The 12,764-nt window shown below is 30.0% G+C and carries 10 protein-coding genes and 1 CRISPR repeat array; all 10 genes read right to left on the reverse strand.

Going from position 1 to position 12,764, the window contains the following annotated elements; translation table 11 throughout:
* Positions 1 to 94: 94 nt before the first annotated feature.
* The 10 genes from EQM13_RS12555 to EQM13_RS12600 all read right to left on the reverse strand — a co-directional run bounded on the left by EQM13_RS12555 (position 95) and on the right by EQM13_RS12600 (position 12,590).
* Positions 95 to 1,012, reverse strand: a complete 918-nt coding sequence (locus tag EQM13_RS12555; RefSeq protein ID WP_128752856.1) for a ketopantoate reductase family protein — start codon at positions 1,010 to 1,012, stop codon at positions 95 to 97.
* Between the two features lie 26 nt (positions 1,013 to 1,038).
* A CRISPR array of direct repeats spans positions 1,039 to 2,852; the repeat unit is 30 nt; unit sequence ATTTCAATACATCCTATGTTAAGGTTCAAC.
* A gap of 179 nt (positions 2,853 to 3,031) precedes the next feature.
* The gene (gene cas2 / locus EQM13_RS12560; protein WP_128752858.1) at positions 3,032 to 3,316 is read right to left on the reverse strand and encodes a CRISPR-associated endonuclease Cas2; all 285 of its coding nucleotides are present in this window, start codon (positions 3,314 to 3,316) and stop codon (positions 3,032 to 3,034) included.
* 3 nt (positions 3,317 to 3,319) lie between these two features.
* On the reverse strand, positions 3,320 to 4,198 hold the full coding sequence (cas1, locus tag EQM13_RS12565; protein WP_128752861.1) for a CRISPR-associated endonuclease Cas1: 879 nt from the start codon (positions 4,196 to 4,198) through the stop codon (positions 3,320 to 3,322).
* A gap of 24 nt (positions 4,199 to 4,222) precedes the next feature.
* The gene (gene cas4 / locus EQM13_RS12570) at positions 4,223 to 4,717 is read right to left on the reverse strand and encodes a CRISPR-associated protein Cas4 (protein ID WP_128752863.1); all 495 of its coding nucleotides are present in this window, start codon (positions 4,715 to 4,717) and stop codon (positions 4,223 to 4,225) included.
* Positions 4,718 to 4,732: 15 nt separating this feature from the next.
* Positions 4,733 to 7,327 carry a CRISPR-associated helicase Cas3' gene (gene cas3, locus EQM13_RS12575; protein WP_128752865.1) on the reverse strand — a complete coding sequence of 865 codons (2,595 nt, stop codon included), beginning with the start codon at positions 7,325 to 7,327 and terminating at the stop codon, positions 4,733 to 4,735.
* Positions 7,328 to 7,382: 55 nt separating this feature from the next.
* On the reverse strand, positions 7,383 to 8,138 hold the full coding sequence (cas5b, locus tag EQM13_RS12580; RefSeq protein ID WP_071140506.1) for a type I-B CRISPR-associated protein Cas5b: 756 nt from the start codon (positions 8,136 to 8,138) through the stop codon (positions 7,383 to 7,385).
* Between the two features lie 4 nt (positions 8,139 to 8,142).
* A complete protein-coding gene (locus EQM13_RS12585) occupies positions 8,143 to 9,138 on the reverse strand; it encodes a type I CRISPR-associated protein Cas7 (RefSeq protein ID WP_240662932.1) in 996 nt (331 codons plus the stop codon).
* Positions 9,128 to 10,861, reverse strand: a complete 1,734-nt coding sequence (gene cas8b, locus EQM13_RS12590) for a type I-B CRISPR-associated protein Cas8b/Csh1 (RefSeq protein ID WP_128752867.1) — start codon at positions 10,859 to 10,861, stop codon at positions 9,128 to 9,130. Before cas8b ends, EQM13_RS12585 begins: the two co-directional genes overlap by 11 nt.
* 18 nt (positions 10,862 to 10,879) lie before the next feature.
* Positions 10,880 to 11,575 (reverse strand): CRISPR-associated endoribonuclease Cas6, encoded by a 696-nt coding sequence (locus tag EQM13_RS12595; protein ID WP_128752869.1) that lies wholly within the window; start codon positions 11,573 to 11,575, stop codon positions 10,880 to 10,882.
* Between the two features lie 541 nt (positions 11,576 to 12,116).
* A complete protein-coding gene (locus tag EQM13_RS12600) occupies positions 12,117 to 12,590 on the reverse strand; it encodes a GNAT family N-acetyltransferase (protein WP_206172696.1) in 474 nt (157 codons plus the stop codon).
* Positions 12,591 to 12,764: the final 174 nt, after the last annotated feature.

Here is a 12,764-nt window from a genome sequence, read left to right on the forward strand (position 1 = left end):
ATGTTAAAATCAACATATTTAGGGATGAAGACAGATTATTTTTCTATGTATAGCCAAAAAAATTTTATTCTGATATAATGAAAATCTGCTAATGTTAATATAATTCTTCAATAGACTTAATAAGACAGTAAAGAACATGATTTACCGGTGTTGGTATACTAAGCTTTTTCCCCATTTCAACAACAAGTCCTGAAAAATAATCGACTTCCGTTTTCCGTTTTGCCTCAACATCCTGCAGCATAGAAGTTTTCTCTTTAGCAGAAAGCCGGCTTGTTATTGACGCCATAAGTTCTTCAACATCTTTTTCTCTCAGATCAACACCCGATGCTTGGGCGACTTTCAGTACTTCCATCATAGCCTCTTTGTATAGGATAAGATTTGTTTTAACACTTGCCACCTTTTCGTATGATGCTTTGGTTATTGCGGTCACCTGATTTACTCCAACATTTAGCATAAACTTTTTCCACATTGCTCTTATCATGTCAGGAAAAACTTTATTTTTAATTCTCGCTTCATTTAATAATTCTTGCACAGCTTGTACTTCCGGTGCAATTACTGTATTATCACCATTTCCAAATTGAATTTCTCCATACTCTGTACTAAAAACGCCCTTATGTGTTCTAACAGCATTCATATGCGTAGACAGACCATAAAGAACTTTATTATCCGGATATGCTGACAATATTCTGTCTCTGGCAGTAATTCCATTAAGAATGGTGAGTATTATCGTGTTTTCGCCTACAAAATTACGTACATCATCGATTGCTTTATCAAGCTGATAATTTTTTACGCAAAAAATTATCAGATCATATTTAATATCTTTTTTATCAGGTGATAACACCAAAGGATAAAGTGTATTATTATTTAGAGTAATTCCTTTCGACTTAAGCTCTATATTTCGCTTTTCCCCTGCTATAACAGCAAAATCTGACCCATATCTTTTATAAAGAAAACTACCATATACAGTCCCAATTGCCCCCATCCCGATCATTGCAACATTTTTTATTTTCACAATAGTTCACTCCTCAATGTTTATAAATTCCAGTACATCTTATGTTAAGGTTCAACGAGAAGTTGTCAATGGAGTAACGGTCACTGAACAACCATTTCAATACATCCTATGTTAAGGTTCAACAAGCTAAAATGACAAAAATAAAGAAAAAATACTATAAATTTCAATACATCCTATGTTAAGGTTCAACGTTATTTTCTCTGGCTGCTCTGTTATTGTTACTCCATATTTCAATACATCCTATGTTAAGGTTCAACGAAAATCGTAAAAGATACTTTGAGCAAGAAAACAAGATTTCAATACATCCTATGTTAAGGTTCAACAAGGGTACATGACATGGCTAAGTTTCAAATATGCCAATTTCAATACATCCTATGTTAAGGTTCAACAGAGATCATCGGCAGAAGCGCAAGCGCGTTCCCTGCATTTCAATACATCCTATGTTAAGGTTCAACGAGTGTGCAATCAATGGAAATTAAAGATACAATATAATTTCAATACATCCTATGTTAAGGTTCAACTTTTGCCGAGTGTATATGGCAATTAAAAAATATAGATTTCAATACATCCTATGTTAAGGTTCAACCCAAGTTGACCGTAGCCATTTTCACCGCAGGCCCAATTTCAATACATCCTATGTTAAGGTTCAACACGGAGATTATGTGCATGGAGAGGGTGAAGAAAAAGATTTCAATACATCCTATGTTAAGGTTCAACAGTAGATACTCCAAAAGAAGATAAAAAGATAGTAGCATTTCAATACATCCTATGTTAAGGTTCAACTGTTGTGGAGTGGTTTTTGGAAGTTCAAAACCAATAATTTCAATACATCCTATGTTAAGGTTCAACAGATATAATAATCGTTCTTACAGTAGAAGTAGAAAAATTTCAATACATCCTATGTTAAGGTTCAACGAGGTTTTAGAGAAGATGTTCCTACGATTGATACTGATTTCAATACATCCTATGTTAAGGTTCAACAGATGCTCGAAAACCGAATCAAACTTCAATTTTCATTTCAATACATCCTATGTTAAGGTTCAACTGTTTTCTCGTATTCAGCATTCATCTTATTTATGCTTATTTCAATACATCCTATGTTAAGGTTCAACATTATACCTTGCAAAGTATGCCAAGTCGACGGCATAATTTCAATACATCCTATGTTAAGGTTCAACCTGTTGCCATAACTCGTCGGTGTCGGGCTTTCCCAATTTCAATACATCCTATGTTAAGGTTCAACAAATCGGGGCCTCGTCGGGCGAAATGGCAAAATATTCATTTCAATACATCCTATGTTAAGGTTCAACAAAGGAAAAATTGGGTTCTGAATATAACTTTAATTAATTTCAATACATCCTATGTTAAGGTTCAACATAGCAGAGGTAGCAAAGGATTTCGGAGCTGAATCAAAATTTCAATACATCCTATGTTAAGGTTCAACTATTAGCGATATATTCACAATATTATGTTGTAGCTTAATTTCAATACATCCTATGTTAAGGTTCAACATGGACGACTGGAGAGTTGTTCCTGGAGATCCATAATTTCAATACATCCTATGTTAAGGTTCAACAAAGAGATAGAAAGGTTATACGGTTTATATTTTTTATTTCAATACATCCTATGTTAAGGTTCAACGTCTTGCCATTACTCTATATGTGCAAGACCAACAAGTATTTCAATACATCCTATGTTAAGGTTCAACAGAAGAAAAGACTCCTTTATATTCATTTTGTTATGGAATTTCAATACATCCTATGTTAAGGTTCAACGAAGATATAGAGAATACCAAAGAATACATGATGCGATTTCAATACATCCTATGTTAAGGTTCAACTACATTAAATTACACGTTCATCATTTATATAAAATCTCTCAACGACTGCTATTTTCTCAACTTTATATTTATTTTCCCAACCGATTTTTATAATTTTATTTATACATATATTATATTCATAAAATATGTATTTTTCAATACCTGGAATTATATAAACTTAAAAATCAGGTTGAGAAAAATCATAAGATTAATGATTCACTGTCTTTATAATTTGTCCCTATGGTTTCTTCGTCAAAACTGTCTTCATTCATCAGCTTAATGATCGATATGAAATCTTCCTTGGGATTTATAATTTTCTTTAGTTCTGCAGTTAACTTGATTAAATTTGATGGTGTTATATTCCCTCTAAAAACAGATTTTTGATGGTGTTTAAAATATTTTTTACAAACTTTAAATACTTTGTTTACTCTCTTTTCATTTACATCATAAAAAAGAAAAGCGTAGTTATAATTGGATATCTTCACCGCTTACATCATCTCCTTCAAACTAAAGGGTTTAAACTCTTTTCCTTCCATACAGTATTTTATAAGCTTGTACCCATCAAGTTTAATTGCAGTTTCATAGCTGATTTTGCGTTTCAATATTTTGTGCTCGAACACATTACTGAATCGGTTTTCGATAGATTCAATAAATATTTTTTTACCTGAATCATTAAGTAAGCAGTAATTGAATTTTTTTACAAAATGTTTATCAACCTGTATTTTTCTATTATTTACTAACTCAAATATACTCTTATAAACCACAACAGGTTTAAATACCTCAGATAAATCCAAACTTAAAGAAAATCTGCTTTCCCTCGGTTCATGTAAAAAGCTTATGGTCTGATTTAAATGAGTATTATATATCTGGGTTATAGTTCTGCTATAAAGTATTGAATTTCCAAAAGAAATAAGAGCATTTATTGGATTATCCGGCGGCCTCTTTACTCTTTTGTTCATTATAAAATCCTCTGGAAGGAAGTATTTAAAGCTGTCATAAAACTTCATCCATATTTGCCCTTCAATGAACAAAATATGCTTGATGTCCAAATCCTTATCTAAAAAATTTGGAATATCCTCTTTCAGCCAATATAAAAATTCCTTCAACTCTTTTTTGCCATGTTTATAATAATGATATAAAACTTCATATATATTTTCTGCGATACCTAATACAATAGCTTTTGCTATCCCCGCCCTTGAAGCAAAATCTAAAAACTTTGTATTCATACTTATTTCATTTAAACAATATATTTCTCTTGTATCTTCAACAGGTATATAATTATTTCCCTTTTCATTTCGAAAAAGAATGGAATTATCCTTTCTGCTCAATTCTCCCATAGACATAATATATCTTGTATGCTTACCCAATGGTATTTTCCTCCTTTTCTTACCTTAAATAAAACAGTACTCATAAAATGCACATTTCTTACACTTTGGCTTATATATCGGGTCCGGCAATTTATCCGATGAAACAAATTCGATTATTTCATTCTCCAGTTCATTTAATTTATTTTTCTCTTCCTCTGTAAGTTCTAATGTAATAATTTTTTTATTCTGTTTATTTTTTTCAATAAACTCAATCTTTCCTTTCCTATTTATCCCCTTCTCTTTTAAAATTTTTAAATACAAAAGAGTCTGCCATTTTGCTGCTTTTACATCTGCATCGGATTTTTTAATTTCAACAAGATAATCATTAGTAATTTTATCTACCTTTATATTTTCTATGGAAACTTCGGCATTTTCATTTCCGTTGTATTTTAATTCATGGAGAACTCTTCCTATATGGACATCTTCGCTATTGTCTTCCAAATTAATTCTGTTGGCAAAAAGCCAACACTGACGTTTACAGTGAAAATAATAATTTATCATCGTTCCGTTAACTTTCATAAGTTTTCCTCCATATTACAAAATATCACAATTACCCTCTTCCAACAATGCTCTCTTAAACTTTCCGTCTTCAAAATACTTTTCTCCGTCTTCCAAATAAAATATTTCTCCGATTAAATCATTATATGACACGTTTAATGATCTTACTTTATATATAAAATAACTCATTTTTTCCATTACTTCAGACAATTTAACTTTTTTCTCAGCATATCCAATGTTTTTATCCATCAATACTTTTTTATACTCTTGCCACACTTCCCTCCCTATTAACTTTCCTTTCTTCTCCAAATTCACTTCTCTATTAATAAAAACTGTGTATTCTTTCATATCATCTGAAATCAACTCCATCCTCTTAGAAATAATCCTATAATTAAGTTCTATTATACTTTCTCTGAAGTTCTTTATATTGTCTGGGTTTTCTCTGTTTAAATTTTCTTCTATCCTTCTCATTATTATCTCATAAAATTTATCAAAATCTTTATTTTCCAAAATATCTCTGATATAGCCCTGTTTCAAAGTAACACTTGAATCTTTCCTGTAATCCTTCTTATAAACAGTAGAAGCTTTATCCAAATCAAAAAAATACACTACTGCCATCTTTTTTAGGCATGAACGATTTATACGCCCCATAAATTGCTCTTCCGAATCCAATATTGAAATATCCTTAAAACCTGCATACATATCCACATCTAACCCTGCTTCGATTATCTGAGTCGAAACGAGAATTATATTATTTTCATCATTTACATCCTTAATTATTTCATTTCTTTCAAACTTATTATTATCACCAGTCAATAGTAATATTTTCTTACCTGATAATTCCTTGTTATGATACAATTCATCATAAAATTTTTCCGCCGATTTTTTTGTTATGAACTCTATTGCTATATTTTTATCCGTACTTTTAGCTACCTCAATTAACTTTTCTTTTAACCTGTCCCATAAATTTTCACTGACATTTAATAATGAATAATCGGGTTTCACTCTGTTTTTAAACAGTGGATTTTTAAAATATTTATCCTTGTTTTCAATCAAAGATACGAATTCTTCTTTCGTATCCGTCAATTTATCAAGCTTCGGCAAAGTTGCGGACATTATTATTATCTTTATATTTAAAATTTCCGTATATTTTTTCAAAAATAATATTATTTCCTTCCAGATATCATTTCTGTAACTCTGAATTTCATCAAGAATAACTACACTGTTAGCCAAATGAACTAAAGGAAAAACCTCTTCCCTTTCATTACCGAAAAGATGACTAAAAAATCCTACATGAGTTGTCAGTACAATCGGATAGTGCAAAAACTGCCTGTCCAATACCGCTCTTTCATAATTTATCTCCTGTTTTAAGGAGCCCTTTAAATGTAACTTATTGTCCTCTTCCTCATCAATTAATTTTATGGGAGTAATAGAGTTAACCACCGTTATATCATTTTGTATATCTTTATTGCCTTTGAAAATATCATTAAGGGATTTTTTCGTCTGTTCAACTAAAGTATTAAAAGGAAATATATAAAATATTTTATTTAAATTAGAATTATTTTTTAGCATTTTAAAAGCCAAATTAATAGAAGTATTAGTTTTACCGCTGCCTGTCGGGGCTTCAAGATAAAATATATTCTCATTTAAATGATTTTCTAAATTTTTTTCTGCCTCCAAAAACATACTGCTTCTTAATTCATTGATATCCCCATCTTTATAAGGTTTGATACCTTCTCCGTTTATACATTTCTCATATCGCCTTATACTTTTATAATTCTTGTTTTCCTTATATATATCATAAAACCTGTCCACATCTTTAATCGTTCCAAATTTCTTAATTTCATTGCCATTTATAAACTCTGAGGTTGAATAAAAATCCGAAGCAACTAACAGTGAGTAAACAAATTTTGTATAGATATATATATTCATACAATTCCAAGGTTGAGATTTATCATAATTCTTCAAAAAATCACCGCATAATTTAAATACAGCTTTAACATGATTTTCAGTAGCAAAAAAATCAACATTATAGTCTTCATAAATTATTTTATTGTTTCTATATTTTTTATAACTTTCCTGAAACTTTTCGCCGAATTCATACAAGTCGTCAAAAGAGCTGTGATGCCTTGATATTATATAGGAATTAAGAAACAAAAAGGTCAAAAGAGTACTGCATAAATTTTTATTTTCTTCTATATTGCCTATAAATTTTCTTATTTTCTTAAAAAAATAGTCAAAATATATACAGGCCGAAAGCATTGAATGTTTCGAATCTTCTGTAGGTTTATTTTCATATTTCTCGTTTCTCATTTTTCTATACTGAAATCCGCTGTTTATCTTCCCTAAATCATGCATATATATTTCATTACAAACCATCTCTTCCCACAATTTTATTCCGTCATATTCATCTTTGCCAAAAAAAACATTTTCAAGATTTTTAAATACCCCATTTAATTTTTTCTCTTCACATAACTTCAAAAAATATGAATATGCCAAATCCGAATGCTCTTTTAATCTTTCCTTAATATCATCTTTTCTATTCCTATCTTCCTTCAAATGAGCATATATATCTTCATTATTTGGAATAAACTTATCCATATCAAATAACTTTACGCCATCAAAAATCATACGTAAACCACCCCTCTAAGATATACTCCCCCACCAAAACAGTGGGGGATAATTTCTAAGAAAAAAATAAATTTTTATTTCCATCCGAAAAAACCGGACATTTCTTTTTGGGTTTTACGTTCATATTGGTAAACACATATCTTTTTGTAATGTATTGATTTGTATTTTCATCCAATTTTTCCGGCAGCTTTTCTTCATATTTCCACAGTTTTTCTTCTTTATAATCCTCATTAAATATTCCTGTAAACGCATCAGCCTTATCCAAAATTTCAAAATAATCCTTTAAAAACAAACTATCCAACCTGTCAAAATCAGATACTTCTTCTAATTTTACCAACTTTGTATCTAAAATATCGGCAAAATGGTCATTCTTTCCCAAATAAGGCAGATAAACAAACTTACCGTTTAAAAGCCTGTCTTTAATTTCATCTATATATGGATTGTCATCAATCAAAATATAAATTTCCCAGCTTGGATTTTCCAGCCACTGTTCCGTTACTACAAGATTTCCTCCCGATTCCTGAGAAGCATATCCTACGGAATTATTGAAAGTCTGAATCTTTTTGGGAATAAACCCTCCGGGATTATTGTCAGGTACAACCGAAAATTTCAAATCCTTTAGCTTCTCGTAAAATTCAGGATAAGTTTTTTCATCTTGAAAGGTATACCCTTTAAATCCCATCGCAGCCCCTATTATCCCCAGTAATGCTATTTTGTGAATATTTCCGTAAGTAAAATATAAATAAGTATTCACATCGGGCTTTTTGAAAAAGGCTGTCCTCCCTTTTAGCAAAAATTTAATTCCGTCCATGGTTTTACAGCTCTTCTCTTGTAAAAATATTATAATATTTTGCTTTGGGAAAGTTTTTGTCAATGTGAATCTTTAAAGAATTATAATATACTTCTGTATTGATTATCTTATCAGATAATTTGTCGATAAGATCTATTAATTCTTTGGAAAATCTTATAATATCTTTTTCTCCGCCTTTTTCAAATTCAATATATTGAGTTATATCAGGCAAATAAAGATCCGATTCCGTTTCTATGAATATTGACAGCTCATTTTCGCATCCTATTTTGGAATTCGTATTAAAGGCAGTGGCTGAAACAAGAGCTGCTTCTTTAAATTTTTTATAATCTTCTTCCGTATATCCTTCCGTAACTCCCAATTTTATATAATCATTATAAGAAGTCGGATTTATAACAAAGGGATAAAAATAATGGGCTTCACTGCTTACTATTTTCGTTCCTAATGTGGAAGCATTGGCTTCTTCCATTTCTTTACCTTCTTCTTTGTTTCTCTTATTTTTTCTCTTAATTTCTTCATTCTCCACTCTGAATGGTGACAATATCTGCTGTTCTTCAACAGAAGTCTTATCATATTTGTTAAATCCCTGTCCTATTTGAACGGTTCCGGTTATGGAAATATTGTTACCTTCTTCCGCAAAAGTGGCCCCAAAATTTTTAACGTCTAATGCAGTAAAAAGATTTTGAACGACTTCCTTTTTATCTTCATCTTTTAACTTAGGGACGGAAAATATCTCCTCATATCTTTCTTCTAACGATTTAGGCCTTAACTCTTTTTTCCCTTTTTTATCTTCCGCCATCTTTAAGGATTTGATATAAAGAATTTTTTCTCCTTGGTCCAGCCACATTCTTTTCATAGGATATTTCAAGGCTTTATCACTTCCGAATATCTCCCCCGTGGATATGGATTTGGGATAACCGCTGAAATCCGCATTCCAATTGGACATAATTGATTTTATCCCTATCACCCCGTAAACTCTCTTCTTCATGCTCTTATTTTCCATCTTCCTTTACCTCCTCTTTATCTTTTTCATATAATAAATTGCTGTATAAATAACCCCCAATTAAAATATCCTTCATTATTCCATCTTTTTCCGGAACATAACCGATAACCATGGCATATAAATTATTGAATTTTTTACTATCCTTCCAGATATCATAATTATACTTAATGAACAATTTTCTAAGCTCATCTTTGAGTTTCTCATCGGTACTGCAATTCAATATAGGATTTATAAGGGAATGCATCTTTTTACTTGATTTATTCTTGGATATTAAAAAACTCACCAGCTGTCCTACTGCAAAATAGTATCCTTTATCCGTTTCTATCTGATCCGTAGAATCTTTCTTTATTTTTTCTCTCAGCTTATCTGATATATCTTTCAAAATATCTCCCATATTTTTCACACCTCCAAAATATTTTATTATCGACTCTCTTAAATTAAACTGTTCTTTTGCTCTTAAAATATAGCCGTTACAAATGGAATTCTCTATTAAATTCATAGTTACCTGAGGAAATACTTGCCTTATAACCATTTCATCCCCCTTATAAAGCCAGTCAAAAAATGCTTTCCTGTACCTAAGAATATTTCTTCCTATTTCAGGATCGTAGACTTTCAAATCTTTCGGTTCGGTAAAATAATTATTAGTCAAATATTTACTGAAATAAACTTCATTTATCACATTCTTTAAATCCTTCCAATTTTCAAGAGGACCGTAGTTATTTAAGTGCTGTTCCTTACCTTCATATTTAATGGACAGGACGTTTTCGATGTTTAAATTTTTAATCTTATTCTCATATAAAACTATTTCGTCAAAATCCTTAATTTCCACTTCTTTTCCTTTTTGTACCTTTAAAAAATATCCTGAAAAGTCCTTATCGGGAGATTCATCATTTGTCAGACATTTAATATCGGAATCACTTATATATATGTTAGTTCTCCCCTGGGAAGCATAATTCATGAGATAATCAAAAAATTTTTTCTGAATCATTACATCTTCTTCCGAGATCAAATATGGGAGCTTGTTTTTTCTTGTTTTATGCTCAAGATAAGGTTTTTTGGAGTTAAGTCCCATATTGTCATTTGGAAGCCCCAATACCTCATCGCCTATTTTTATATTGTACTTTGCATCATTATAAATATTGGGAATTATATATTTTTCACTTTCAATTTTATACTGTTCCATATCAGCTTTAAAAAATATCTTCAGATAATTTTTATCGTTTTTTATGTTTTCTTCTTCGATTATTGTATATATTCTGTTCTTTATCCAATTTTTATTTTTCTCTATAATTTTTTCATCTGCTTTCCCGTATTTTTTTTCTATGTCCAAATACATATCTTTCTTTTTTCCCTCATATCTCTTTTCAGGATATAAAATATTTTTGTAATAGTTATCTATAACCTCGCCAGTAAGCTTCTTAGAATTTACATTGGGCTTTTTAATAAAAAACGAGAAACAGTTGTTACTGTGAATTACTTTCTTGGGATCTACAGGTTTATTCATGTCCACTAATCTTGACAGATAATCCATTTCCGCAAAAATATAATACATGCTGTCATTTCTATCTGTATCTTCTTTATTTACTTCAAGTATCTTTTCAATGTCTCCCTTGCCATCCACTAAAATATAACTTCCTTCAGGTAATACATAATTATCAATTATAATCCTATCGTCTTTCTCTTCATATATTTTCTTGAATGTATCTATACAGTCCTTCAGCACATTTTCACCTCCTCCCTCTTAAAACCATTTACAATTTACATATCCAAAGCCTCTTGAATTCAATTCCAAGATTCCCACCCCTAAAGCAAAATATGCTAATTTCTGAGCCATTTTGTTTTCAGCAACATAAAGGGTAAGCTTGTCTCCCAAAAGCTGTATATTCTTAAATTCGGATGCAACAGGTTTCATATTATCAAATTTTAAGAATGTAAAGAGTTCAAAATTTTCTTCTATTTTTTCATTAAAATAATCATTATATTTTTTTATAATATTTCCCATAAGCCTTTTTTCGTAGTTTCCAACGGATTCGCTTTTCCTCCAATACCCTTCTTCAAATTTTGCAACTGCGGGAGTAATGCTGTAAATTTTCTCTATTATTCCCCTATCAGGAATAATACTTTTCTCAACAGTTAATGCTTTTAAATATCTTGTATACTCATTTGCCAAATATTTTTCGAAATGATCGGCAAGCCTTTCATCCACTGTTCGGATTATTACGGTATATATATTCCCTTTTTGATAAATTTTGGACTTTTCCACAGGATAAAATCCATTGTGAACATAATTTTTAAATACGTTTTCCTCATGAAAATCAGACAGCTCTTTGTTTTTTAAAAAACTTTTATCGATTAGTTGCGATATGTACTCCAGGGACCTTTTGCTGTTCATGTTTTCAAGAGCATAAACTTTTAATTTAAATTCATATACTTTCATATTTTCACCACCTTTATTTGTTTAATAAATTTTGAATACTTATTCATTAGATTGTTATATAATGTTTATATAAATAATTTTTTTAACTTAAATTAATTATATACCTGTCGTTATTATTCGTCAAACAAATAATATTGATTTTTTAAGTTGAAAATAAAATATTTCTTTTCTTCTTATTTTTCTACATCTCATGTTACGGTTCAACTTTTTACTTAATCAAACAAAAAATATATTTCAATACATCTTATGTTAAGGTTCAACGTATACTATCTTACGATTGCACACGAAATACAATAATTTCAATACATCTTATGTTAAAGTTCAATGTCTAAAACTCTATTACTGTTTATTTCTTTTACATTATTTCAATACATCTTATGACATCTTATGTTAAGGTTCAAATACACTAAATTATATATTATCATTTAAATAAAATTTCTTAACAACTATTATTCCCAAATTTTATATTTATTTTCCTAACTATCTTTATAAATTTATTAATATATATTATACTTATAAAACTTGAATTTTGCAAATTTCATCACTCCAAAGAAACTTTTTTTCTCATAGAAACAAATTTAAAATTACCCCCATTTGTCTGTTGGTCAAAATGATATTCTTCTTTAAAGTCCAATTTTTTGTAGACTTTTATTGCGCGTATATTAAAACAAGCTACGGACAAGGTTATTGCTTTAACATTTCTGTGCTTTTTGGTTATAAAATTTAGGCATGAGGACATGAATTCCGTTCCTAAACCCCTTCCTGTTAAATCCGGACGCATACCTATACCAATATCAGCAACATTTTCACTAATATTTAAAGTTAAAAAACCAATAAGTTCACAACCGCTAAGTACCTCAAAATACGTTTCTCCTCGCATATCTGGGTCTATTAATTCATTATAGTCATCTTCATCAGCAGTCATATCATAAAATGAATAAATGCCCGGATATTTCCACTCATCAGCAATTATAACTGCATTCTTTTGTGTAAGTTTTCCGAATTCTAATTTCAATCTAATCACTCTCCTATATATCAAACGAATCAGTATCTTTCATTATTTTATCATAAATAATAAAGACTGTAGTTATATAATTACTATAAATTCAGTCATAACATTTATGGAAGATATAATTTCTAATTATTAAAAAAAATAAAAGAAATACATGTAGTCGGAGTCTTAAACAGT

It is taken from the genome of Acidilutibacter cellobiosedens (assembly GCF_004103715.1).
GTDB lineage: Bacteria > Bacillota > Clostridia > Tissierellales > Acidilutibacteraceae > Acidilutibacter > Acidilutibacter cellobiosedens.

Bases quoted from the DNA above. Each gene is read 5' to 3' on its own strand.
- cas4 (WP_128752863.1), bottom strand. From the start codon at position 4,717: ATGAAAGTTAACGGAACGATGATAAATTATTATTTTCACTGTAAACGT.
- cas3 (WP_128752865.1), bottom strand. From the start codon at position 7,327: ATGATTTTTGATGGCGTAAAGTTATTTGATATGGATAAGTTTATTCCA.
- cas5b (WP_071140506.1), bottom strand. From the start codon at position 8,138: ATGGACGGAATTAAATTTTTGCTAAAAGGGAGGACAGCCTTTTTCAAA.
- EQM13_RS12585 (WP_240662932.1), bottom strand. From the start codon at position 9,138: ATGGAAAATAAGAGCATGAAGAAGAGAGTTTACGGGGTGATAGGGATA.
- EQM13_RS12595 (WP_128752869.1), bottom strand. From the start codon at position 11,575: ATGAAAGTATATGAATTTAAATTAAAAGTTTATGCTCTTGAAAACATG.